The organism is Desulfolithobacter sp., from assembly GCF_054025815.1.
This window is the reverse complement of the sequence record NZ_JBPMMS010000010.1, coordinates 97,074-120,095: the sequence shown is the minus strand read 5'-3', so window position 1 is coordinate 120,095 and position 23,022 is coordinate 97,074. Positions and strand designations below refer to the sequence as shown.

Here is a 23,022-nt window from a genome sequence, read left to right as displayed (position 1 = left end):
TATAACCAGTCTCTGACCGAAAAATCAATCAGATACTAAAAAAGCCGGTCCAGACAGCTGGCGGACGGTGCACCCAACAGGATCGATAATAAAAATTTTCGCCCAGCCGGGAGCACAGTGGAATCACTTGCAGGAGGAGAGCTGCCTGCAGGGAGAAAACAACAAGGAAACACGGATGGTGGTTCTGTTTTTTTTAGTTTCAGGATCCTGTCGGATAACAGTCAAAAGACAGCGCTGGCCTTAGCTTGCCGTCCGGGCCGCTGACATTGCAGTTGATGTAGCTTGTGGCACTGCTTTTCACCACCCCGTGATTATTGTGTATATGACCAAAAACGTGGTACTTTGGCCTGATGACATCGACAGCGGCGGTGAGATCACAGCAGCCGTGGGCGACCGGGCCGTCCTGATCCAGAATCCCGGCTGGCGGCGAATGGGTGACCAGGATATCAATGCCAGGGGGGATCATCGCCCATTTTTCCTCCAGCGCCCTGCCGCGGGGCAACGCAAAGGCATCACAGGCCTGGTCGTTGAAGACAGGCTGCCAGGGCGCACCGTAGATAGTAAGCCCTCCGATGACCACAAGTTCATCCTGGAGATAAATGGCCTCGGAGAGGAGCATTTTGGCTGCCTTGGGATTTTCGGCAAGCTGATGGTCATGATTGCCGCCGATAACAACCTTATAACGGTGGGGCAGGGTTGAAAGAAAACTGTTGAAGTCCGCCACGTCCCGTTCTTCCCGGCAGTTATTCATATCACCGGCAAAAATCAGGATATCGCCGGGAGGTATGCTGACCTGGTCATGGCGGGCATGGGTGTCACTCAGGACGGTTATTTTCATGGTCACTGTCTCTTTTCTGGTCTTTAAACGGGTTCTGGCTCAGGAGGGCAGGCGGATGGATCAGATCTTTTCTCTTTCCATCCTTCAGTCGCTCCGCCGGTGGCCGAAGCCTGATTTATCCGCGCCCAAGGATACAGGGGGAATATCAGATGAGAGTTAAAAATCCATTACCATTTTATATTTTATTGAAGGCAGCCCTCATACACGATACGGGCAAATCACCTATGATACCACAGTGAGCCGCGCCAAATAAAGGAATTTCACTGGACATGAAGCTGGCAAGGCAGCGGCGGATGCGCTACACTGGACAGACGATTATGGACTTTATCTGTGAAACCGGAAGGAGGAAACACCATGATCATTGACTGGGCATACCTGCGCAAGGGCTGAAAATCATGCACCAGGGCACAGGCTGTGTTTGACGAGCAAGGCATAGAAATAAAAGAGACTGTGGAAGCTCGAAAAGAGAAAATCCAGGGAGACGATGCCTGGGATATCCTGTCCGGGGCCAGGGCAATCGTGGTTGGCCGGGGGAAAAAGTTCCAGGTTCTGGATCCGGCCGCGGACAACCGGGAAGAAATACTGGGTCTCTGTCTTGGCCGGACCGGCAACCTGAGGGCGCCAACGCTCAAGATCGGCGACCTGGTTCTGGTCGGTTTCAACGAGGCGATGTATGAGCAGTATGTCCAGGCCTGACAGCAATCGAACCTGATGACGACCTCTTTGCACAAACGTTTGGCCAACCGGCTGGAAAGGCTGGAGGCCGAAGGACTGCGCCGCGACCTGGTGGAGCTCATTCCCGGGCCATTCACCCGGATCCGGGTGAATGGCCTGGACTATCTCAACCTGGCCGGCAACGACTACCTGGGGCTGGCCGCCGACCCCGGACTGGTCCGACTGTTCTACGACAGCCTCGATGACCGGAACCTGCTGGAACGCTTTGCACCCGGAGCCCGGGCCTCAAGGCTGATGACCGGCAACTGTTCACTGTACCGTGAACTTGAGACCCGGATGGCCACCCTGTACGGGAGCGAAAAAGTACTGATCTTCAACTCCGGCTACCACATCAACATCGGTATTCTCCCGGCCCTGGCCAACAGAAATGATCTGATCCTGGCCGACAAGCTCTGCCACGCCAGTCTTATCGACGGCATGCGCCTCTCGCGGGCCGAGGTGATCCGTTACCCCCATCTTGACTACCAGCGACTCCGGACCATCCTTGAACAGAAACGGGACCGGTTCGACCAGGTGTTTCTGGTCACGGAATCCATCTTTTCCATGGACGGCGACCTGGCCGACCTGCGGGAGCTGGCCCGGATCCGGGACGAGTTCGATCTCTGCCTGTACGTGGATGAGGCCCATGCGGTGGGAGTCGCTGGCCGGCAGGGCCTGGGCCTTGCCGAAGAGCAGAGCGTCAGCGGCCGTATCGACCTGCTGGTCGGAACCTTTGGCAAGGCATGGGGGGGACAGGGAGCCTTTGTCGTCTGTTCGGGTGTTGTCGCCGATGCCCTGATCAACCTGGCCCGGTCGCTGATATTCACCACCGGCCTGCCCCCGGTCAACCTGCACTGGCTCCTCTTTTTGAGCCACATCATCCCCGGGATGAAAGAAGAGAGGGACCGACTGCGGGCCATCTCGGCCTGGCTCCGGGACGAGATCCTGCGACGGGGCCTGCGCACCGACGGCAACAGTCAGATCGTGCCGGTGATGATCGGCGACTCCGGCCGGACCGTTACCGTGGCCAGACGACTGCGCGAGGCCGGTTTCTGGGTCAATGGTGTACGACCGCCCACCGTGCCGCCAGGTACCTCGCGGCTTCGCCTCTCTCTGAGCGCCACCATGACCGAAGTGGAACTGGCCACCCTCCCGGATCGGATCGAATCACTGCTTGCCTGATGCAGACCCACTGGCTTGTTCAAAAAGGTCATAGCCGCTGCCTGCTCTTTTTCGCCGGCTGGTCCATGGATCCCGAGCCTTTTCAGGAACTGGACTGGGGATTAAGAGACGTGTTGCTCTTCTATGATTACCAGGACCTCGTTCTCCCCGACCTGGAGATATTTTCCACTCGTCGGCCCTCGACTCTTTCCCGTAACCTCGAGCTGCTGGCCTGGTCCATGGGGGTCTGGGTTGCCGGCCACCTGCTGGCCGACATCCCCCTGCTCACCGCTACTGCTCTGGGAGGGACCTGTTTTCCAGTGGACGACCGCAGGGGTATTCCGGTCCGGGCCTGGAGGGCCAGTATCCGCGACTTCACTCCGGCCTACCCTGAACAGTTCCACCGTCAGATGTTTGACGACCAGACCCAGTACGACCGTTTCCTGGCTGCCAAACCCGGGCGGACCAGCAGCTCTCTGCACAGGGAGATCATCCTGTTTGACCAGGCCTTAAACAACCTGGGCCCGGCACCGGACATCTATACCAGGCATATCATTACCAGCCGCGACCGGATCTTTCCACCCCGCAATCAGGTCCGGGCCTGGAGGCGCGGAACCGCAACGAGCATCAAGCTGCCCCATTTCCCCTTTTATGACCCTCGATTCAAGGCCGCAGTTCTGGGTAAATGACCCGCCACTGAGCGACCGTCCTTTGTCTGGTCAGCCCGGTCGTGGTCGTTGGAATCGCCCGGGATTAATTGTCTGCCAACGTTTTATTCACCTGCCTCCGCCTGGATAACAGGGAAAGTACCCCGCAGAATGAGTATCTGTTGACCAGCTGGTAACTATATGTTATCAGTTAATTATTCGTTTTTTACACTGCAAAACCACCGGCAGCTGTCATCAACCGACTGCCACAGCTTCCCGTCCGGAGGACCATGTATCTCAAACATTTTCAGTTACGAAAAAAACCCTTTGAGATCACCACTGACTCGCGGTTTCTCTGGCTGGGGGAAAAACACCGGGAGGCCTTTGCCACCCTGCGTTATGGCATCCTGGAGAATAAGGGGTTTCTTCTCCTGACCGGGGATGTGGGTACCGGCAAGACCACCCTAATCAATGCTCTGGTCAACAGCCTTGATGACGAAGTGATCGTTGCCCGGATCTCGGATCCCGACCTCAGTCTGGCTGATTTTTTCAAGACCATCGGTTCGGCCTTCCAGCTACCGCACCACCCGGCAAACAAGGGAGAATTCCTCGAACTTTTCAGAAATTTTCTCGAGCAGGCCTACGAGGAGAGAAAACAGGTCCTGCTGATCATCGACGAGGCCCAGCGGTTCCGTCACGAACTGCTCGAAGAGATCCGGTTGCTCTCCAACATCGAAAAGGAACACTCCAAGCTGCTCAACATCTTCTTTGTCGGCCAGAACGAATTCCACGATACCATCCTCAAGCCGGAAAACCGGGCCATCCGCCAGCGGATCACGGTGAACTACTCCCTCAACCGGCTCAGCGAAGAGGAGACCTCAAGCTATATCAGCCACCGGCTCAAAATAGCCGGCGCTGAACGCGACATATTCACCGCCGGGGCGGTGCAGGAGGTCCACCTCTTTTCCGGCGGCGCCCCGCGGCTCATCAACATCATCTGCGACCGGGCCCTGCTCACCGGCTTTGTCGATGAGAAAGAGAGAATCGACAGGGACATCATCCGCGAATGCGCCACCGAGCTGAAGATTACTCCCTACACCCCGGAAGAACAGGGCAGCGGTGAAGCCAGTGGTAAACCGGAAGACACCGCTTCATTGCGGCAAGAAGAGACCGATGATACCGGGTCCAGACCTGAACTCCCTTCCCGCCGCCGGAAAAAAGACCGTGGACCAGGACTGTTTCTGATCTTCTTTGCCCTGGCCCTGGTCCTGGCCGCCGCGATGTTCTTTTTCTTTTTCTCGCCCGCGGATTTCTCTCTCAACCTGCCGTTTATCCGGCAACCAGCCATATCCACCCCAGCAGGAGGGCGATGATGAATCTACGCTCCCGGTTACTCGCGCTGATGGGCGTGTTCAGTATCCTTGCCACCATCCTTATCGGCGTTGCGAGCTACAAGCTCATCGAACAAAACGTCATAGAGGAGGCGCGGCAGAAAGGAAAAATGATTTTCAACTATATCATGGCCTCGCGCAAGTACTTCAAGGAACAGCAGCGGCCGCTCATCCTTGAGCTGGTGGAACAAAACCGTTTTTATCCGGAACTGATGTCCGGTTTTGTCATCAGCCGGGGGGTGTGGGACGAGTTCAAAGATAATGCGGGCGGTATCCTGTTCAAGCAGGCCACCCTGGACCCGCTCCATCACGAAAACCTTGCCGACGCTCAGGAGCAGGGACTCATCGAAACCTTTCGCAGAAACAGCGATCTCACCCATCTTGAAGGGGTGATCACCAAAGGAAACACCACATACTATTATATGGCCAGGCCCGTACGGGTGGAAAGCAAAGGATGTCTGCGCTGCCATGGAGACCCGAACACAGCGCCCAAGGACCAGATCGAGATATACGGCACGGAAACCGGCTACCACTGGAAGATGGGGGATACGGTTTCAGCCTATCTTGTCTACGTCTCCATCAGCCAGGCCCTGCAGCAGGCAAAACGATCGGCCGGTATCCTTTTCCTGGTCAGCCTGGGAGCCTTTTTCGGGGTCCTGCTCGCCATCGGCTACTTCATCGATCGCCGAATCATCGAGCCTGTACAGTATCTCAGCGAGCGGGCCGAGGAAATCAGTGCAGGCAAATTTCTCGATGAAAAGGTGGACTATGAACGCAACGACGAGATCGGAGTACTGGCACGGTCCCTTGAGCACCTGCGACAAAACCTGCTGAAAAAACCGGAAATACATTCATGACGATCATGCACCTCTCCGTCTCCCGTCGACTGGTCACTGTCCTGTTACCGGGGATTTTCCTGGCCCTGGTCGCGCTTCCCCGGCCGGTATTGGCCGACTGCGTCAAGATCCGGGCCGACCTGCGGCAGGAAAAAGGGCTGATAAAGCGCCACAAAATCCTCAAAGAGGCGATCAAAAAGTGCCCTCAAGATCCCAAAATCACCTACTTCTTTGCCTACAACCTGGAACGGCTGCGCAAGTATGACCAGGCGCGGGAACTCTACCACCGGGCCGTGGAGCTTGATCCTGATTTTGCCAGGTCCTGGTTCGGTCTTGGCGAGATGTACCTGGCCGCTGGTGACCCGCATAATGCCATCCAGGCCCTGGAAAAGGGACTGTCCATCGAGCCGGCCAACATCTGGGCCCGGCGCTCGCTGAAGCAGGCGCAACAAGAGGCCCTGGAGAGAGAGAAGAGTTCCCGGCCATCCCTTGCTGTCGGCAGGGGATCTGAAGAGGGTGCGGGACCACTGACCGGGGCAAACGGAGAAGAAAAAACCGTTTCCCGGACTCCGACCGGTTTGCCCCGGGAGCAAATCCGGCCCCCGGAAGAAAAAGAGCCTCCCCCTCCGGCAGGGCAGGACACCTATACGGATCCGGACCAGGTCGCCGTTGATGATCAGGTCCCAGCTCTACAATCCCCCCCTGCTTTGGCAGACCTCCCGCCGGCCGCTGCAACCGGAAGCGGGATACAGCGCGGGGACAAGGAAAAACCTCTGCCTCCCCACCAGGCAAAGGCGACGACTCCGACCCCGAAGACCGCTCCGGACACACCGGAAAGGAAAGAGCCGGAAAAAATGAACCGGATCGTGGTCCGGAGCCTGACCGAGGAGGAAATCGTCGGCTTCATGGAGATGCATCCGAGCCAGGAAAACAGTGACTTGACCGCAGATAACGCGAGTCTGCGCATGCCCATCCAGTTCGAACGAAACTCCGGAGAGTTGACCGATGAGGCCCGCAAAATAATCGACCAGGTTATCTGTCCGGCACTCAAGAACGACAGACTGGCCGGCGCTGTTTACGAACTCTCCGGACACACCGATGACCGGGGCGATTTTGACACCAACATGTACCTTTCCCGGATCCGGGTCAACGCAGTTCGGGACTACCTCGTCGCCGACTGCGGCATCCATCCGGCCCGGCTGCGGGTAGTCTATTACGGACCCACAAGACCCCTGGTCCCCAACACCAGTACGGTCAACCGGCGACTCAACCGGCGGGTGGAAATCCGGCGCCTGCAGTAACACGTCAACCTTTCTCCTGTCCTTATCTTTCCGGTTCGATTATTATCTTTTCTTCAAAACAATACCTGACCCGGACAGAAACCTCATTGTAGCAGTACACCCCTGTTGACTTATATGCTCACAGACAAAAAACAGATAGGCCGCCGCTTTGCCCGGGCCGCGGCCACTTATGACAGCCAGGCCCACATCCAGTACCGGGTGGCGGACCGTCTGCTCGACCTGGTCGAGGAATCAGGCTGCACCCGGCCCCGGGATGTGCTGGAAATAGGCTGTTGCACCGGCCTGCTCTCCCGGAGGTTGGCAACCCGGTTTCCCTCCATCCAGACTCTCTATTGCAACGATCTGGTCGATTTTTCCGTTCCCATCCGGGAAAAACTTGACGGGTACGCCATAACTTCTGTTTTCATACCCGGAGATATCGAAACCATAGAACTGCCTGCCCACTTCGACCTGATCATCTCCTCGTCCACTTTCCACTGGCTCCATGACCTGCCGACTCTACTGAGTAAACTGCACAACCACCTGCAGACGGGCGGTTTTCTCGCCTTCTCCATGTATGGGCCACAAAACCTGCGCGAAGTTCGGGAAGTAAGCGGTGTCGGCCTGGAGTACCCTGACCTGACAACGGTCGAAGAGATGCTGGCCGACCACTACCAGGTTCTGCACTCCAGTCAGCATCTGGAGGAATTCTTTTTTCCCGACCCCATGGCCATACTTCAGCACCTGCGCCAGACCGGGGTCAACAGCGTATGTTCAACTCACTGGAGCAAGGGCAGGATACAGCGATTTATCGAGGCCTACCGCCAACGGTTCACTGGCGACCAGGGGGTTTGCCTGACGTATCATCCGATGTACCTTGTGGCCAGACAGTGCACCGGCCAGGCACCAGAGGTCCGGACAAACGGACGTAACCAGTACGGTAACACATGAAAATTATTCTGATTGCAATCACAGAGAACGGATTATGGCCAAGACAGCTGTCTGCGCAATAGATACCGATATCGGCAAATCAGTGGTAACGGGCCTTCTGGCCAGGTTTATCAAAACAAGTGGTGCCACTGTGACCACCATGAAACCGGTCCAGACCGGCTGTCTCGGCAAGCCGGAGGACATTCTCATGCACCGGCGAATCATGGAGTCCGAATGGGACCAGTGGGACGAACAGGGGCTGACCTGCCCCTACTGCTTTCCCTTTCCCGGCTCCCCCCATCTCGCGGCCCGGCTGGCGGATACAGTCATTGATCCGCAACGGCTGGACCGGGCAATGGAAGAGCTCCAGGCTCACCACCAGTGGCTTGTGATCGAAGGTGCCGGCGGCCTGCTGGTCCCGCTTGGCGAAAAACTGACCTGGCTGGAGTATCTCCAGGGGCACCGGATCCCGGTGATCCTGGTCACCTCGCCCCGGTTGGGCTCCATCAACCATACCCTGCTCAGCCTGGAGGCCATCAGAGCCCGCAATGTCCTCCTGGCAGGGATGGTCTACAATCTCCACGGCAACCATCCAAAAGAGATCGTTCTTGATTCCCTGAAGGTCTTCCGCCGGGCACTTGGCCAATACGGTTTCCCCCCAAAGGTGATTATCCTGCCCGATACCCGGGAGAGCCAGTCCACCAACTGGGAGCCCCTGCTGGAAGAGATTGAAAAAAAGGAGTGACCGGAAGGATATTCAGGAACCCTGTTGCCGCCCTTTCCAGCCCCGCTGTTCGTAAAAGACCAGCTCATCCAGGTTGAGACGGGGCAGCCACCCGGGCGGCGAGCCACAGATTCTGCACCGCGCAGACCGTAGAGTAAACATCCATTTCCGACTGAACGGTTCGCCCCATCACCACCGGTCCGGTGCGCGAACGGTCACAGGTAATCAGAAAGTTTACCCGCGCCTCGAGAATCCCTTCAAGTTTGAAGCTGCGGTATTTTTCCGCCGCTTCTCATCAAACATCTCCGCTGACTTCTCGTTTGCACGCTTGAATGCCCGGTGAACTCTCTCCTTCCGGGACCGGTCCCGGATCACCAGAAAATTCCATGGCTGCATAAAACCCACCGAAGGCGCATGATGGGCGCCCCGAAGTAGCTTTTCAATTAGATCATCGGGTACAGGTTTGTCGATGAACTGGGCCCTGATATCCCGGCGCTGGAAAATAGCCTGGTAGACCCCCTCTTTGTGAAATTCTGAAAACTCATGTTTATCCATGCAGTTATTCCTACTCAACCATCATAGTGTACGAGAAAATGTCGCTCCATAGAACATTCCATAAAATTCCCGAAAATAAAATCCTTGATTTGTCCAGGAAAAAGTTATAGTATTGATTATCAATAACAGATCACCCCTGGAGAAAATCATGTGCCTTGAAATACGAAAAACATGCCAATGCGGGAAAAAAACCGTGCAGTTTCACATGCGCGATAATGTCATGAGCCAGGAAGTCCTGGTCGCACTCTACTGCCCGGAATGTGCCGCATCCGTGCAACTGAACGTGGATACCATGCTCTCGGACAACGGTTGGATCATTGAATACGATATGGAACTGGCCACTTTTTTAGCGGTCACCAAGTTGCAGGTTGATCCGGACCTGGTCCGACCCGGATTTCTGTTTGACGAGGGATTTGCCACCTGGCTGGAAATGTATCCAGGTGAACAGCAAGACATCCTGGCAGAGCGTAAGGATATCATGGACATGCTCAAGGAAAATCCCAAAAAATACCTTGAAACGATTAACTCCTGGAATATTGCCCGGATTGAACAGCTCAAAGCTGACGGCTGGCGCAAGGCTCAGGCTGCCTGATTTTCACTCTCTCTTTCTTCTTCGTCCCTGCTCTCTCTCTCCCCGGCTGCGTCTTTGGCGCAGCCATTTTTTTTCTTTCTTCCACTGTTTTTTGTAAGACAAATACCGTAGTGGTAGTATTTTTATTCAGTGCCTGTCCAGGCACTGAATAAAGAATCCAATGATCTTGATTCGCGCTGCAACGCAACTGGAACAGTATGCAGCAAACTTCCCGCGTAAATGGAGTCCGCCCCGGAGATACGAATGGAACACCAGCAGGACGAAACCTTTATTTCCCGCTGTCTCAGCGAAACCCTGGATGGGCTGAATGACGGAATGTCGCATTTTTCCGGACCCAGCAGAACGGCCGTAATCTACTGTATATCCAGGGATGGGGAGATGATGATCTGTGACCCGCAGAATCTGCTTCAGGAACATAAACCAAAGCTCGACGCTCTGTTTGTACAGAATGATTCCTGGCGCACCAAAGTTCCACTGCAAGCTGACCGGTCAAAATTCAACCAGATTCACCCCCTGAAAGACCCGGAACTGACCGGTGTGATTTCCTACGGAGGGTGTTCCGGGTCGGTATTTTTCCAAATGTGGTTTACCGATCATCACCCGGACCTCTGCTCGACCGGGCCTACCCTGCGCTGGCTCGAGCATGCGGTGTGGCGCTTTTCCCACGACATGGCCAACGACAAGGAACTGTACACAGGCATTTCAGGGTCATTTTTGCGTGAATATGCGGTTCATGCTGTGCACGACCACATTATCGACGAGATGAATATCCATCTCGGCTGGGATTCTCAGGTGCGGATTTATCCGGTACTGGATGCTGTCCTGGGAATCTCCCGAACGCGAGAGGAAGGGGACTGGCCGGTAGGAGAGCTTGTCATCATTGACCCGCAGCTCCTGGAGAAAATTCTCTTTGTCGCCAGGTTTATCAAAGAGGAGCGACCGCAGCTCGAAAACTTCAAACACGTGCGCAAGCTGCTCCTGACCGTTGAAGGATCAGATTACAAACTGGTTTCAGACGGAAAATCCATCCTGGGTATATGCGACAACATCATGCCTCATTTTTTTATCTGCGCTGATTTTCGAGGAAGACACGGTTATTTGAAGATAAACAGGGAAAAGATATGCAGCTTTTCTGAGGGCCATTTCAGCTCGACAACACGTCGGGCCAAACTGGTCCAGGTGGAAGAAGCACTGCTGGAATCATCTCTTCACCCGCAAGCCAGAGACAATATCTTCAGAATTGTTGCCAGCCTGGCGCACCACGCTCAGCAGAAAAAGCATGGCTGCACCCTGGTGATTGACCTGAATCCTGACCCTGTAACCATTTCAGGGCAGTCGCTCGACCCGCCTCTGGACCTGCGTCAACCGAATTTTCTTGCGCTGAGCAAAGCCCTGGCCAAGGTTGATGGCGCCCTGCACATAGGGGCGGACCAGCACCTTCACGGTTTCGCCTGCCTGCTGGATGGCCGAACCATCCCGGGAGAAGATCGGGCCCGGGGCGCACGCTACAACTCGGCCCTGCGTTTTACGGCAGAGCATAACAATATTATTGTGGTAGTGGTTTCTTCTGACCGACCGGTTGCTGTCATTCAGGAGGGCGTGGAAATCAGCGGCATCTGCCAGTGGAAACCAGAACACAGCTGCATCTTTGCCACAGAACCGCTGAACCTGTGGTGCAGCAGAAGTTAGAGAGTCCCCTCAAAAAACCAGGATATCTCTGAATGATCATTAGAGAATCTGCTCCAGAAATTTCCTGGTTCGTCTATGCTCGGGATTCTCGAAAAAACGGTCCGGTGGCGCCATCTCCACAATCTTTCCCTCGTCCATGAATACCACCTTATCTGCCACCTCGCGGGCAAAACCCATCTCGTGGGTTACCACCACCATGGTCATGCCCTCCCGGGCCAGGTTGATCATGACATCGAGCACCTCACCGATCATCTCGGGATCAAGGGCTGAAGTCGGTTCATCGAAAAGCATGATCTTTGGCTCCATGGCAAGGGCTCTGGCGATGGCTACCCGCTGCTGCTGACCGCCGGATAGCTGCACCGGATACCAATTGGCCTTCTCCCGGATACCGACCTTGTCCAGCAGCTTGAGCCCCAGGTCTTCCGCCTGAGATTTGGGCATTTTCTTCAACTTGATGGGTGCCAGGGTCAGATTTTCCAGCACGGTCTTGTGGCGGAACAGGTTGAAACTCTGGAAGACCATTCCCAGTTCCATCCGGATACGGTTGATGTCCTGGGATGGATCGTAGAGATTGCGTCCATCGACAATGATGGTACCGGAGTCAATGGTCTCCAGCCGGTTAATAGCCCGCAGCAGAGTGGACTTTCCGGAACCGGACGGCCCCAGGACCACCACCCTTTCGCCCACGGACACATCAAGGCTCACATCATCAAGAGCCTTGAAGGTACCAAAAGTCTTGTTGATGTTCTTGATCTGGATAATCGGTTCAGCGGCGTTCATAATGACTGAGGCGGTGCTCCATGTTGGAAATCAGCTTGGACAGAACCAGGGTGATCAGGAGATAGATCAAAGCGATCATTGTGTAGGTTTCAAAATAGTTAAAACTTTCCGAGGCGTACTCCCGGCCGCGGCGGAGAATGTCGGAGACAGCCAGAATGGATACCAGGGAGGTATCCTTGAGCAGGGCGATAAACTCGTTACCCACCGGAGGCAGGATGGTTCGCCACGCCTGGGGAAGAATGACATACGTCATTGTCTGGCGTTGGTTGAAGCCCAGGGAAAGCGAAGCCTCGGTCTGCCCGAAATCGATGGACTTGATCCCCGCCCGGAAGACCTCTCCCATGTAGGCTCCGTAGCAGACCGACATGGCGATCACCGCGGCGACAATATCGGGTACCCGTACGAAGCGGCCCAGGGCAAAGTAGATATAGAAGAGCTGCACCAGCAGGGGCACCCCGCGGACAACCTCCACGTAAAGCGAGGCCATCAGGTTGATGAACCGGTTTCTCGATATCCTGCCAAGACCGGTGAGGAGGCCGATAACCATTGCCAGGGAGATGGACATGACGGTTACCTTGAAGGTAACCAGGATTCCATCGGGAATGAAACGGAGGATGTTGGCGTACGGATCCGGCTTGACAACGGGCAGGAGGACTATCAGCCCGATGGTACCGACAAAGGCTATCCACCAGGCCGACAACAACCCCCTGTCTTCCGGCTTGGGGATCGCGGCACCGTCACCGATTTCAATGACTGTGGGTTTATGCTCTGCCATTTCAAAGTCTTCTCGTTTACAGGTCCGAAAGCAGGAAGGATCGGCAAGGAACCGGTCCATTGCGCAGCGGAACCCGGCATGATGAAACGAAATGGCCGGTCCTCACGGCCCGGCCCGAAAAACTGCCCGGCAACCAGACATTACTGGCCGATCCACTTCCTCTTGAGCTCCTCGTCAATACCCTTGGCCTTGACGGCGCGGATACCCTTGTTGATCAGATCCAGAACCTTTTTGTTGCCCTTGCGTACGGCGATACCGTAATTCTCCACCGTGCCGGTCTCGATAACCGAGGCAATCTTGAGAGTGTCCTTGTACTTGATCATGGCGTAGTTGGCAGCCACAGGATCATCACAAACCACCGCATCGATACGGCCTACATTGAGATCTTCCATGGCCAGGCCGATCTCGTCATAGGACTTGGGAACCACGCCTTTTGCTGCCTTGATGGCAAAGTAACCAGTGGTTCCGATCTGACCGCCGACCTTCTTGCCCTTGAGATCGGCCAGAGTCTTGACCGGCTCACCCCTGCGGACGATCAGGGCCTGGCGAACCGTGTAATAAGGCTCGCTGAAATCCATGGCTTTCCTGCGCTCCTCGGTAATGGAAACCGAGGAACAGATGGCATCGTACTTACCGGCAGCCAGACCGGCAAAGATACCATCCCAGGCAGTGTTTTTGAAGACAGGCTTGAATCCTGCCTCTTTGCCTACCGCGGTCATGTAGTCAATGGAATAGCCGACAAGCTCCTTGTCGGAGTTTATGAACTCCATGGGGGGCCAGGTGGCGTCGGTGGCAAAAACAATTGTGGTCTCGGCCCAGGCCGATCCGTACATGACAGCCAGCGTCACAAGGGCAAAAACAGCGCGTTTCAACATGGTTTCCTCCTGAAATATGAGTAACACTGAAAACAACCAGAAACTTCCTCTACCACTCTCCGTCAATCCAGGCAATAAAAACTGACCCTGCAGCCTGTACTTTTTCCCTGGCTGAAAAACCCGCCCGTTCAGCGCAAACTTTTCCTTCTCATGGCAGAACCAGGCCGGAGCAACATGTCTGCAAAGTTCAGAGGACGTGTTACCAAATATTTGAAAAATTCAAATAATTCCAGGCAGCCAAGTTTGTATTCCTGTTCCCGCCTCCCCCTGGATTTTTCTTGACGGTCGCTTAAGCAAACAGGTACTATGACCCTGATTCAAACAACAGTTCTTCCATTTCCACTTCCCACTCACCAGGAGGTACCCTGATGCACCCCTTTCGGATTATCCCGGCTCTTCTGCTGGGCCTGCTGCTGACTATGGCCGGTGGTTGCAGTAAAAAAACCATCATGCCCTACCCGACAGGTAACGGTGCCGGTGCCCCGGAGGCCAAGTCCATTGACTATCCTGCCGGCCAGGAAGCCGGAACCATCACCGAGGAAGATATGGCAGCACCCCGGATCGATACCCTGGACACTGCCACGGCCACCGGTGAATCCCTGGGTGGTTTTGCCATCAGCGGTGATCAGAACAGCGAAGAGTACAAGAAGCTTCACGGGCGCTCCTCGCCACAGATGCAGCCCATCTATTTCAATTTTGACCAGGCGACCATCCGGGCCGACCAGATCCCGCGACTGGAGGCCAATGCCGACTACCTGAAAAACAACCCCGGAGTCAGGGTTGTGATCGAGGGGAACTGCGATGAACGGGGGACCAACGAGTACAACCTGGCCCTGGGAGAGCGGCGGGCCCTGAACGCCAAGAAATACCTGGTGGAGCTGGGCATTGAGCCGCAGAGGATTCGGACGGTGAGTTATGGCGAGGAACGACCTCTGTTCACCGGTGACGACGAATTCTCCTGGTCGCAGAACCGGAGGGACGATTTCATCGTCGAATAATCCACAGACTTTTTTATATCATCCCTCTGAAGGGAGAAGGCAGTTCAACTGCCCTCTCCCTTTTTTTATGCAGTTTTTACGAACATATAAAACATAAGAGAAAAAAATATCATTTTCTGTTGACACGGTAATAGTTATCAACTACATTTGCAATTAATAAAAATAATCATAAAAAAACAAACTATGAAAAAACAGCTGCGCATGACCCATCAGCGGGAAGTAATTCTCGATGAGCTGAGAAAATGCAAAACACATCCCACGGCCGACGAGCTGTATGAACGGGTCAAAAAAAAACTTCCCAGGATCAGCCTGGCAACCGTTTACCGGAACCTGGAAGTTCTCTCCGGAGCAGGAATGATCCGCAAGCTGGAGATCAGCGGCAGACAGAAACGATACGACTGGGAACTTGAGGAGCATGACCATATCTACTGCATCCACTGCCAGCGGGTCGAGAATATCGACCTGAAAAGGGACCGGGACTTTGAAATCCTGCCCGAAAACGCCAAAGGATACCAGGTGGAGGGATGCAGGGTTGAATTCTTCGGAATCTGTCCGAAGTGCAGACAAACCAACAAGATGCAAGAGAAAGGAGAAACGACAATGGGTTGCAAGACATGTGGAACCGGAACATTGAGTGACAAACAGCGCGAAGTGCTCGAGGCACTGGCAAATTGCAATGAGCCGTGCGGCAGCAAGGACATTTCCGCCTCGACCAGCCTGGAACCCAAGCAGGTCAGCTGCCAGATCACTGCCCTGAAGAAAAAAGGCTATGTGGCGAGCCCGGCCCGCTGCAAGTATGAAATAACCGACGAAGGTAAAAAAGCAATCGCATAAAGGAGAAGAAAAAGATTATGGGCTCTTTAAAAGGAACACAAACGGAAAAAAACATCCTGACCGCATTTGCCGGAGAATCTCAGGCCCGCAACCGCTACTCGTTCTACGCCAAACAGGCCAAAAAAGAGGGGTATGAGCAGATTTCAGCCATCTTTGAGCGCACAGCAGAACAGGAGCGGGCCCACGCCAAGGCGCTTTTCAAGATGCTTGAAGGAGGCGAAGTGGAAGTGACCGCTGCCTTTCCCGCCGGTGTCATCGGCACCACCATGGAAAATCTGGAGGCCGCAGCAGCCGGCGAGGAACACGAGTTCGAGGAGATGTATCCAGAATTCGCCAAGGTTGCCGAGGAAGAGGGCTTTTCCGAGATAGCCTGTGTTTTCCGGGCTATTGCCACATCCGAAAAACAGCATGCCAAACAGTACCGGGACTTTATCGACAACCTCAAGTCCGGCAAGGTATTCAAGCGCGCAGACACCGTTGTCTGGTACTGCCGCAAATGCGGATACATCCACGAGGGTACAGAACCACCGAAAAAATGCCCGGCCTGCGCCCATCCGCAAAGCTATTACGAGCTTCTGGGTGAAAACTGGTAATCCAGTCCGGAAAACAGGACATACCGCCGAACCAGCAGTAGTCCTGCATAAACCATCTAAACCAACAATACCAAACCATATCGAGGATATAACAATGAGCACGCTTGTAGCCAAACAGGCCCCTGATTTTACTGCTGTCGCCGTCATGGGCGACAACTCTTTCAAGGAGGACTTCTCCCTTTCCGATTACCGCGGAAAATACGTGATCCTCTTTTTCTATCCCCTGGACTTCACTTTTGTCTGTCCGTCCGAGATCATCGCCTTTGACAGGGAACTGGACAAGTTCAAGGCTTTGAACTGTGAAGTGATCGGGGTTTCCGTCGACTCCCAGTTCAGTCACTGGGCATGGAAAAACACCCCGGTCGATCAGGGTGGCATTGGCCAGATCCAGTATCCGCTGGTGGCTGATCTCGATAAGTCCATCTCCCGTCGATACGGCGTACTGCTGGATGCAGGAGTGGCCCTTCGCGGTACCTTCCTCATCGACAAGGAGGGTGTTGTCCGCCACTGTGTCATCAACGACCTGCCGCTGGGGCGCAGCGTAGAGGAAGCCCTGAGGATGGTCAAGGCCCTTCAGTTCCATGAGGAGCACGGTGATGTCTGTCCTGCCAACTGGAAAGAGGGTGACGAGGCCATGAAGCCCACCGCCGAGGGCGTGGCTGAATACCTTGCCAAGCATTCCAAATAAAGAACCGGCGAAAATGTACGGGAAAACCCCACAGACCCTCTCTCGGCTCCGTGCCGGTTCTTTCCATCCACGGTGCTGGAACCCTGTTTCAGCACCGTTTAAGTAAAAATACGTAAGAGGTATTGCCATGACAAAAAAAAACGAAGTCTACAAATGCGCCCTTTGTGGTAATATTGTGGAAGTCCTGCATACAGGTGCCGGTGAGCTGGTCTGCTGCGGCCAGCCCATGGACCTGGTCAGCGAGAATACCGTTGACGCGGCCCTGGAAAAACATGTTCCGGTGGTTGAAAAAACTGACAAGGGATACAAGGTCACTGTCGGATCGGTCGCCCATCCCATGGACGAAAAACACTGGATCGAGTGGATCGAGCTTGTGGCTGACTCCATTGTGTACCGCCAGGTTCTCACCCCGGGGGATGCACCGGAGGCCACTTTCTGTGTCGATGCGACCGAGATATCTGCCCGTGCCTACTGTAACCTGCACGGACTGTGGAAAGGATGAGCAACCATCTCCCTGGACCGGAACCGGACAGGGATACCAGGTAAATACCATCTTCAGGAGGCATTGCGGTGAAGAAATACAGATGCGTAATCTGCGGTTATGAATATGATCCCGAAACTGGAGATCCGGCAAATGGAGTGGAGCCGGGAACCAGCTTCGAGGATGTTCCCGAAGACTGGACCTGCCCGGTCTGCGGCGCAGGCAAGGACGATTTCTCAGAGGTCTGATCCAGAGGCCTCAACACTACGCCCCCCCCGGGCCGCTGGAGGCCCGGGGCTTTCGTGCCCTGCAAGTCTTCTCTGGTCATCCGAACGGCTTCCAGGGCAAGGAAGTTCAAAAAAGCATTCCGCACCACTCCACCTGAACAAAAAACTGACCCAAACGGACCATGGAAAAAAAAACAGTCATTTTTGCCTTCCGCGGTGATCCCATGTGTTTTGTCCATGTCCTTCTCAATGGCCTGGATCTTTCGTCCAGGGAAATGGGAGGAAAAATCATCGTCGAGGGTGACGCGGTTAAACTGATTCCAGAAATCGCCAACACGAATCACTTTCTGCACCAGCTCTACAACAGGGCTCGGGAAGCAGAGCTGTTTATTGGTGCCTGCCGGGCCTGCTCCACTAAGCTGGGGGTTGCCGGGGAAATCGAGGCTCTCGGCGTCGAACTGATCGGAGAAATGTCCGGCCATCCGGCGATGTCAAAATATATTGAACAGGGCTACACCATTGTTACTTTTTAAAAATACTCGAGGAGGATCCAACAGTGCAAGCGGTTGAAATAGTAAAAAATATTTACTGGGTTGGAGCTATTGACTGGATCACCCGTGATTTCCACGGCTACTCCACCTATCGGGGGACCACCTACAACGCATTTTTGATAATCGATGAAAAAGTAACCCTCATCGACACAGTCAAGGCCGAATACCGCAGCGAGCTGATGCACCGCATCCGCAGTATCATCGACCCGGAAAAAATTGATTACATAGTGGTCAACCACGTGGAAATGGATCACTCCGGATCCCTGCCCGAAGTCATCAGGGAAATCAACCCGGAAAAAATCATCTGCTCGAAAATGGGGCACAAGGCCCTGCTCCAGCATTTTCACCAGGAAGAATGGCCCTACCACGTGGTCACCCCCGGTGAAGAGCTGAATCTCGGGCAGCGCACCCTCTCCTTTCTCGAAACCAGGATGCTCCACTGGCCGGATTCCATGTTCACCTATGTCAAGGAAGATGAGCTGCTTTTTTCAAGTGATGCTTTCGGTCAGCACCTGGCCACCAGCGAACGGTTTGACGACGAGGTCAACCAGGATGTGCTGATGCACGAATGTGCAAAGTACTATGCCAATATCCTGACCCTGTACTCACCCCTGGTCAAAAAGCTGCTCGCCAAGGTAGCCGAAATGAACCTGCCGATCAAAATGATCGCCCCGGATCATGGTGTGATCTGGCGCGGAAATCCAGGCAAGGTACTGGAGGCTTACTCCAAATGGTGTGTGCACGAAGGGCAGGGAAATGCCCTGATCATCTACGATACCATGTGGCATTCGACCGAGAAAATGGCCAAAGCCATAGCCGGTGGACTGCTGAAAGAAGGAATCAGTTATAAACTTCTCGACCTCCAGGTCAATCACCGCAGTGATGTTATGACCGAGGTCCTCAATGCCAGTGCCATCATCCTCGGCTGTCCGACCCTGAACAACGGCATGCTGCCGCGGATGGCCGGCTTTCTCATGTACATGCGCGGCCTGCGCCCGACAAACAAGATCGGGGCCGCCTTTGGTTCCTATGGCTGGTCCGGAGAAGCTGTCAAGCTGATGAACCAGGCCATGAAAGAGATGAAGTTCACCATCTGTCACCAAGGATTGAGAGTTCAATATGTGCCCGAGCATGACAACCTCAAAGAGTGCGTCGAACTCGGTCGTCATGTGGGCAGAACCCTCAAGGATTTCATGGCCGGCAAGGAAGTTGAATCGGTTATCTGAGCAATCCATTCAATAAACAACAGACAACGTACCGGCTACCCGGTTGAAGGAGAATATCGTGAAAATTGCCATTGACAAGAACATCATCGAATTTCAGCCTGAAACACCCCAGGAAACCACTGATATGGAAACGCTGTGGCGCTTGCTGGTGGACTGCGTACAGGACAACAAGCGCATCGAACCCATAGGGGAATTCATCCCTGCCAAGTCCAACGTGGCCCGCTTCATCATCGAAGGGATCAGCTCCAAGACCGAGTTCACCGATGATCAGGTCCAGGAAGAGTGTACCGTTATCTGTACAACCTGTAACAAGTACATGCACCTGAAAGCCGGAGACAATGTGCCGGTCTGCTGTGGCAGAGCCATGGAAGAGGTTGAGTAAGCCCTGTCCCTCTCCGCCTGCCCTCCCCGGGCCGGGGTGTCCACCGGACCCCCGGCTCTTTTTTTCTCCCTGCACCACTTTTCATTTTTTCACCTCCCGCCCACGTGCCCCCCACCCCACTCAACAGCCTGTTTTTACGATATTCCCCCACTCTATTCAAAAAAACTGATACTTTACAACTCAATAATAGATTTTTCTTTCCCGATCAATCTCGTTACAACTAAAACCATCAACTTTTGATCAACTACGCCTTTCAACGTTATATCAAAAAGTTACACAGGATAAACAATATGGCTCCGTAGTCTTTTTCATATCAAGATCAAAGAAACCACCGAGGGAGTTGATGGGAACAGAAAAACCCATTCAACATTCCTGATGGTAACTATGTGGTTCTCTGACAATACCTTCGCAAAGCACGACACATGAATTTAACGAGACAAAAAACCAGCAGTATTCAAAAAAACTGATTTATACCTGTTGTTTTTGAAAAGTTTCTCCGTCTATTGGCCCCCAAAGAGGACTCAACCCTGGAGACCGGAGATGCCGGTAACAGACCTGCAAGAAGAACAGCTGGAGGAAAGTTTATGAAAAAATCGGTCTACAGCTTGTGTGGAATGTGTGCAGTCCGCTGTCCACTGCGGGCTGAAGTCGAAGGAGATGAAGTGACCTGGCTTGAGGGAAACCCGCACATTCTCGGAGGTGCACTCTGTGCCAAGGGATCAGCAGGTATAGCCAGGTACCGTGACGATGAGCGGCCCCATGGGCCATTGATCCGGGAAGGAGAACGTGGCGAGGGCCGGTGGCGCCAGGTGAGCTGGGACGAGGCAATCACCCATGTGACAGACAAACTCAAGGCCATTCAGAAAAAATATGGCAAGGAATCGGTCATGGTCACCTCCCGGGGTGGCCCTTTCCAGAACCAGTACAAGACCTTCTGCCACGCCATCGGCTCACCCAACTACACCAACCACGACTGCACCTGCGGCCGCAACACCCACCATGCAAGCAAGAGCCTCTATGGCCTGGGACGAAAAGGCCTGGCCTATGACTACAAAAATGCCCGGCATCTCGTCCTGTTCGGGCGCAACATCCTCACATCCCTGAAAGTGGCCGAGGCCTCCGCGGTGGTCGAGATGCTGCGCCGCGGCGGCAAAATCACAGCCGTGGATGTCAGGGTCACTCCTACATCGGGCAAGGCAAGCCGGTTCTTCCTGGTCCGGCCGGGAACCGATTATGCCCTGGCACTGGGTATGGTCAACGAGATACTCAAACAGAAGGCCTATGACCAGAAGTTCATCAAGAAGTACGTCAAGGACTTCAGTAAGCTGCAGTCGTTTGTCAAGCCCTACACCGCGGCCTGGGCTGCCATGGAATGCGGGGTGGACGCGGCGGCCATCAAGGCCTTTGTCACGGACATCAAGCAGGACATGCCCAGGGTCATTTTCCATCCCGGCTGGAACCTGGCCAGGTACAAGGATTCCTTCTATGTCTCGCGGATGCTCCACATCATGAACATACTCATGGGCAACATCGAGGTCGAGGGCGGCCAGTTCTTTCCCAAGGGTCCGGCCGACTGCGGCAAAAAGGGGCTCAGGAATGTCGACTGCCCCAAGCCCGATATCGAGCGGGCCGACGGCTGCGGCTCCACCTATCCGCACCTGGACAAGGGTCCGGGACTGGAGCACCTGCTCCTGCCGCCCATGAAGACCGGCAAGCCCTACCCCATCAAGGCGCTCATTTCCAACCGGCATGATCTCATAGCTGCCCTGCCGGACAAGGAGCAGCTCCTCGACTATTTCAACCACTGTGAACTCCTGGTCTCCATGGACGCCCTTTGGGGAGAGTTTACCTGGTATTGCGACGTGGTACTTCCGGAATCCACCTTTCTCGAGCGATCCAACCAACTGGTCACCCAGAAAGGTCTCAAACCACGATTTGCCATCCGCCAGCAGGCAGTCAGCCCGCGCTACGACACCAAGCCTTCCTGGGAAATATACAAGATGCTGGCTGACAAGATGGGCGTGGGCGAATACTTCCCCTACGAGACCATCGCGGATTACTGGAACTGGCAACTGGAGCCCACCGGGTACTCCATCGAGGATCTCCAGGAAAAAGGCTTCGTCGAGCTCACCGACAAGCCGGTCTGGTACGACCGCGACAAGCTGGACGGTAAGTTCAAGACCCCGTCCGGCAAGATCGAGATCATCTCCAAGATGCTCGAAGATGCAGGGATCGAGTCGCTCAAACCCTACGAGCCGCCCCAGGCCCCTGAAAAGGGCAAATTCCGCCTGGTCTACGGCCGACCGGCCTGGCTGGCCCATAACCAGTCTACCAATAACCCGATACTCAGCCAGTTGACTCCGGGCAATCGCAACAATATCTGGATCAACAAAGAGGTTGCCGAGAGCCTGGGTATCAGGAATGGCGACTGGGTCGAGGTCAAGTCAGCCGGTGAATACGGAGGCCCTCTCCAGGCCTTTGTCACCGACTATATCCATCCAGAGGCTGTGTACACCGACCACGGATTTGGCAAGGAAGTTCCTGTACAGTCCAGGGCCTACAACAAAGGTGTCAGTGACGCCAAGCTGATGACCGGCCTGCTCGATGTCTGGGACAGGGCTGGCGGCGCAGTGGCTTTGTGTGAATCCTTTGTCACCCTGAGCCCGTGCGAGCCACCCGCAGACGCGTAGCAACCGCACGTTCAAACCAACAGCCCTTCATGAATCGGGAACAAGCGGAGAGAAGGAAATGAGTAAATATATCGTGACCCATGATGTGAACAGTTGTATCGGCTGCCGGGCCTGTGAAGTGCATTGCAAGGAAAAAAACGACTCTCCTCCCGGAGCGAACCACTGCAGGATAGTAACCGTCGGACCTTATGAACGCCAGGGAATACCCCGGTTCGACTTTGTCTACCTGTCGTGTTTCCACTGCGAAAAACCGTGGTGTGTGGACGCCTGTCCCACTGGAGCCATGCGGCGCCGGGAAAAGGATGGCATCGTCTTTGTGGACCAGGACTCCTGTGTGGGATGCAAGGCCTGCATCTCCGCCTGTCCCTGGGGCGTTCCGCAATGGAATGGTGATACCGGCAAGGTATCCAAATGTGATCTCTGCAAGGATCGGATCGATGAGGGCCTGCAGCCGGCCTGTGTTTCCAAGTGCGTTACGGGCTGCCTGGAATTCACCACTCCCGCCAAAGCCTCAGAAAACAGGCGCCAACATTTCGCCGAGCAGATGCTCAGGGTCCAGGGTTAA

Annotated in this window: 25 protein-coding genes and 1 pseudogene; 21 read left to right on the top strand and 5 right to left on the bottom strand. The window is 54.6% G+C overall.

Annotated elements, in window-relative coordinates:
- Window positions 1–199 precede the first annotated feature (199 nt).
- Window positions 200–838 carry a metallophosphatase domain-containing protein gene (locus ACXJJY_RS02190; RefSeq protein WP_456385065.1) on the bottom strand — a complete coding sequence of 213 codons (639 nt, stop codon included), beginning with the start codon at window positions 836–838 and terminating at the stop codon, window positions 200–202.
- Window positions 839–1,240: 402 nt separating this feature from the next.
- Here ACXJJY_RS02190 and ACXJJY_RS02185 point away from each other — a divergent pair.
- From ACXJJY_RS02185 to bioD, 8 genes and pseudogenes are all read left to right on the top strand, one after another.
- Window positions 1,241–1,534: pseudogene (locus tag ACXJJY_RS02185) on the top strand (ArsC family (seleno)protein); the annotation flags it as partial.
- Window positions 1,535–1,549: 15 nt separating this feature from the next.
- Window positions 1,550–2,734 carry an aminotransferase class I/II-fold pyridoxal phosphate-dependent enzyme gene (locus tag ACXJJY_RS02180; protein WP_456385064.1) on the top strand — a complete coding sequence of 395 codons (1,185 nt, stop codon included), beginning with the start codon at window positions 1,550–1,552 and terminating at the stop codon, window positions 2,732–2,734.
- Window positions 2,734–3,402, top strand: a complete 669-nt coding sequence (locus ACXJJY_RS02175) for a pimeloyl-ACP methyl esterase BioG family protein (RefSeq protein ID WP_456385063.1) — start codon at window positions 2,734–2,736, stop codon at window positions 3,400–3,402. The genes ACXJJY_RS02180 and ACXJJY_RS02175 overlap by 1 nt, the downstream gene beginning before the upstream one ends.
- A gap of 248 nt (window positions 3,403–3,650) precedes the next feature.
- Window positions 3,651–4,733 (top strand): ExeA family protein, encoded by a 1,083-nt coding sequence (locus tag ACXJJY_RS02170; protein ID WP_456385062.1) that lies wholly within the window; start codon window positions 3,651–3,653, stop codon window positions 4,731–4,733.
- Entirely contained in the window at window positions 4,730–5,608 is an 879-nt protein-coding gene (locus tag ACXJJY_RS02165) for a Tll0287-like domain-containing protein (RefSeq protein WP_456385061.1), read from the top strand. Before ACXJJY_RS02170 ends, ACXJJY_RS02165 begins: the two co-directional genes overlap by 4 nt.
- A complete protein-coding gene (locus ACXJJY_RS02160; RefSeq protein WP_456385060.1) occupies window positions 5,605–6,888 on the top strand; it encodes an OmpA family protein in 1,284 nt (427 codons plus the stop codon). The genes ACXJJY_RS02165 and ACXJJY_RS02160 overlap by 4 nt, the downstream gene beginning before the upstream one ends.
- 114 nt (window positions 6,889–7,002) lie before the next feature.
- The gene (gene bioC / locus ACXJJY_RS02155; RefSeq protein WP_456385115.1) at window positions 7,003–7,818 is read left to right on the top strand and encodes a malonyl-ACP O-methyltransferase BioC; all 816 of its coding nucleotides are present in this window, start codon (window positions 7,003–7,005) and stop codon (window positions 7,816–7,818) included.
- Window positions 7,819–7,852: 34 nt separating this feature from the next.
- Window positions 7,853–8,542, top strand: coding sequence for a dethiobiotin synthase (gene bioD, locus ACXJJY_RS02150; protein WP_456385059.1), 690 nt, complete (start codon window positions 7,853–7,855; stop codon window positions 8,540–8,542).
- A gap of 213 nt (window positions 8,543–8,755) precedes the next feature.
- Here bioD and ACXJJY_RS02145 read toward each other — a convergent pair whose 3' ends face one another.
- Window positions 8,756–9,076 carry a nitroreductase family protein gene (locus ACXJJY_RS02145; RefSeq protein ID WP_456385058.1) on the bottom strand — a complete coding sequence of 107 codons (321 nt, stop codon included), beginning with the start codon at window positions 9,074–9,076 and terminating at the stop codon, window positions 8,756–8,758.
- 193 nt (window positions 9,077–9,269) lie between these two features.
- Between ACXJJY_RS02145 and ACXJJY_RS02140 the strand changes: the two genes are divergently transcribed.
- Both ACXJJY_RS02140 and ACXJJY_RS02135 read left to right on the top strand, forming a co-directional pair.
- Window positions 9,270–9,668: a hypothetical protein gene (locus tag ACXJJY_RS02140; protein WP_456385057.1), complete on the top strand. Its 399-nt coding sequence runs from the start codon at window positions 9,270–9,272 to the stop codon at window positions 9,666–9,668.
- A gap of 243 nt (window positions 9,669–9,911) precedes the next feature.
- Window positions 9,912–11,357, top strand: coding sequence for a DNA integrity scanning protein DisA nucleotide-binding domain protein (locus ACXJJY_RS02135; protein WP_456385056.1), 1,446 nt, complete (start codon window positions 9,912–9,914; stop codon window positions 11,355–11,357).
- A 39-nt stretch (window positions 11,358–11,396) separates the two neighbouring features.
- Here ACXJJY_RS02135 and ACXJJY_RS02130 read toward each other — a convergent pair whose 3' ends face one another.
- The 3 genes from ACXJJY_RS02130 to ACXJJY_RS02120 all read right to left on the bottom strand — a co-directional run bounded on the left by ACXJJY_RS02130 (window position 11,397) and on the right by ACXJJY_RS02120 (window position 13,787).
- On the bottom strand, window positions 11,397–12,137 hold the full coding sequence (locus ACXJJY_RS02130) for an amino acid ABC transporter ATP-binding protein (protein ID WP_456385055.1): 741 nt from the start codon (window positions 12,135–12,137) through the stop codon (window positions 11,397–11,399).
- Entirely contained in the window at window positions 12,124–12,912 is a 789-nt protein-coding gene (locus ACXJJY_RS02125) for an amino acid ABC transporter permease (protein ID WP_456385054.1), read from the bottom strand. The genes ACXJJY_RS02130 and ACXJJY_RS02125 overlap by 14 nt, the downstream gene beginning before the upstream one ends.
- Window positions 12,913–13,052: 140 nt before the next feature.
- Window positions 13,053–13,787 (bottom strand): basic amino acid ABC transporter substrate-binding protein, encoded by a 735-nt coding sequence (locus tag ACXJJY_RS02120; RefSeq protein WP_456385053.1) that lies wholly within the window; start codon window positions 13,785–13,787, stop codon window positions 13,053–13,055.
- A 368-nt stretch (window positions 13,788–14,155) separates the two neighbouring features.
- Between ACXJJY_RS02120 and pal the strand changes: the two genes are divergently transcribed.
- From pal to ACXJJY_RS02065, 11 genes are all read left to right on the top strand, one after another.
- Window positions 14,156–14,785, top strand: a complete 630-nt coding sequence (pal, locus tag ACXJJY_RS02115; protein WP_456385052.1) for a peptidoglycan-associated lipoprotein Pal — start codon at window positions 14,156–14,158, stop codon at window positions 14,783–14,785.
- Between the two features lie 183 nt (window positions 14,786–14,968).
- On the top strand, window positions 14,969–15,619 hold the full coding sequence (locus ACXJJY_RS02110; RefSeq protein ID WP_456385051.1) for a transcriptional repressor: 651 nt from the start codon (window positions 14,969–14,971) through the stop codon (window positions 15,617–15,619).
- 17 nt (window positions 15,620–15,636) lie between these two features.
- Window positions 15,637–16,212, top strand: coding sequence for a rubrerythrin (gene rbr / locus ACXJJY_RS02105; protein ID WP_456385050.1), 576 nt, complete (start codon window positions 15,637–15,639; stop codon window positions 16,210–16,212).
- Window positions 16,213–16,300: 88 nt separating this feature from the next.
- Complete coding sequence (locus tag ACXJJY_RS02100; protein WP_456385114.1) at window positions 16,301–16,900, top strand: peroxiredoxin; 600 nt, start codon at window positions 16,301–16,303, stop codon at window positions 16,898–16,900.
- 127 nt (window positions 16,901–17,027) lie between these two features.
- Window positions 17,028–17,402: a desulfoferrodoxin gene (locus ACXJJY_RS02095; protein WP_456385049.1), complete on the top strand. Its 375-nt coding sequence runs from the start codon at window positions 17,028–17,030 to the stop codon at window positions 17,400–17,402.
- 68 nt (window positions 17,403–17,470) lie between these two features.
- Complete coding sequence (rd, locus tag ACXJJY_RS02090) at window positions 17,471–17,629, top strand: rubredoxin (RefSeq protein ID WP_456385048.1); 159 nt, start codon at window positions 17,471–17,473, stop codon at window positions 17,627–17,629.
- Window positions 17,630–17,790: 161 nt separating this feature from the next.
- Window positions 17,791–18,141, top strand: coding sequence for a cytoplasmic protein (locus tag ACXJJY_RS02085; protein WP_456385047.1), 351 nt, complete (start codon window positions 17,791–17,793; stop codon window positions 18,139–18,141).
- 23 nt (window positions 18,142–18,164) lie between these two features.
- A complete protein-coding gene (locus ACXJJY_RS02080; protein WP_456385046.1) occupies window positions 18,165–19,385 on the top strand; it encodes an FprA family A-type flavoprotein in 1,221 nt (406 codons plus the stop codon).
- A gap of 58 nt (window positions 19,386–19,443) precedes the next feature.
- Complete coding sequence (locus ACXJJY_RS02075) at window positions 19,444–19,767, top strand: hypothetical protein (protein ID WP_456385045.1); 324 nt, start codon at window positions 19,444–19,446, stop codon at window positions 19,765–19,767.
- A 584-nt stretch (window positions 19,768–20,351) separates the two neighbouring features.
- A complete protein-coding gene (locus ACXJJY_RS02070; protein WP_456385044.1) occupies window positions 20,352–22,457 on the top strand; it encodes a molybdopterin-containing oxidoreductase family protein in 2,106 nt (701 codons plus the stop codon).
- 58 nt (window positions 22,458–22,515) lie between these two features.
- Window positions 22,516–23,022: a 4Fe-4S dicluster domain-containing protein gene (locus ACXJJY_RS02065; protein ID WP_456385043.1), complete on the top strand. Its 507-nt coding sequence runs from the start codon at window positions 22,516–22,518 to the stop codon at window positions 23,020–23,022.

Bases quoted from the DNA above. Each gene is read 5' to 3' on its own strand.
- ACXJJY_RS02190 (WP_456385065.1), bottom strand. From the start codon at position 838: ATGAAAATAACCGTCCTGAGTGACACCCATGCCCGCCATGACCAGGTC.
- ACXJJY_RS02180 (WP_456385064.1), top strand. From the start codon at position 1,550: ATGACGACCTCTTTGCACAAACGTTTGGCCAACCGGCTGGAAAGGCTG.
- ACXJJY_RS02175 (WP_456385063.1), top strand. From the start codon at position 2,734: ATGCAGACCCACTGGCTTGTTCAAAAAGGTCATAGCCGCTGCCTGCTC.
- ACXJJY_RS02170 (WP_456385062.1), top strand. From the start codon at position 3,651: ATGTATCTCAAACATTTTCAGTTACGAAAAAAACCCTTTGAGATCACC.
- ACXJJY_RS02165 (WP_456385061.1), top strand. From the start codon at position 4,730: ATGATGAATCTACGCTCCCGGTTACTCGCGCTGATGGGCGTGTTCAGT.
- ACXJJY_RS02160 (WP_456385060.1), top strand. From the start codon at position 5,605: ATGACGATCATGCACCTCTCCGTCTCCCGTCGACTGGTCACTGTCCTG.
- bioC (WP_456385115.1), top strand. From the start codon at position 7,003: ATGCTCACAGACAAAAAACAGATAGGCCGCCGCTTTGCCCGGGCCGCG.
- bioD (WP_456385059.1), top strand. From the start codon at position 7,853: ATGGCCAAGACAGCTGTCTGCGCAATAGATACCGATATCGGCAAATCA.
- ACXJJY_RS02145 (WP_456385058.1), bottom strand. From the start codon at position 9,076: ATGGATAAACATGAGTTTTCAGAATTTCACAAAGAGGGGGTCTACCAG.
- ACXJJY_RS02135 (WP_456385056.1), top strand. From the start codon at position 9,912: ATGGAACACCAGCAGGACGAAACCTTTATTTCCCGCTGTCTCAGCGAA.
- ACXJJY_RS02130 (WP_456385055.1), bottom strand. From the start codon at position 12,137: ATGAACGCCGCTGAACCGATTATCCAGATCAAGAACATCAACAAGACT.
- ACXJJY_RS02125 (WP_456385054.1), bottom strand. From the start codon at position 12,912: ATGGCAGAGCATAAACCCACAGTCATTGAAATCGGTGACGGTGCCGCG.
- ACXJJY_RS02120 (WP_456385053.1), bottom strand. From the start codon at position 13,787: ATGTTGAAACGCGCTGTTTTTGCCCTTGTGACGCTGGCTGTCATGTAC.
- pal (WP_456385052.1), top strand. From the start codon at position 14,156: ATGCACCCCTTTCGGATTATCCCGGCTCTTCTGCTGGGCCTGCTGCTG.
- ACXJJY_RS02110 (WP_456385051.1), top strand. From the start codon at position 14,969: ATGAAAAAACAGCTGCGCATGACCCATCAGCGGGAAGTAATTCTCGAT.
- rbr (WP_456385050.1), top strand. From the start codon at position 15,637: ATGGGCTCTTTAAAAGGAACACAAACGGAAAAAAACATCCTGACCGCA.
- ACXJJY_RS02095 (WP_456385049.1), top strand. From the start codon at position 17,028: ATGACAAAAAAAAACGAAGTCTACAAATGCGCCCTTTGTGGTAATATT.
- ACXJJY_RS02085 (WP_456385047.1), top strand. From the start codon at position 17,791: ATGGAAAAAAAAACAGTCATTTTTGCCTTCCGCGGTGATCCCATGTGT.
- ACXJJY_RS02070 (WP_456385044.1), top strand. From the start codon at position 20,352: ATGAAAAAATCGGTCTACAGCTTGTGTGGAATGTGTGCAGTCCGCTGT.
- ACXJJY_RS02065 (WP_456385043.1), top strand. From the start codon at position 22,516: ATGAGTAAATATATCGTGACCCATGATGTGAACAGTTGTATCGGCTGC.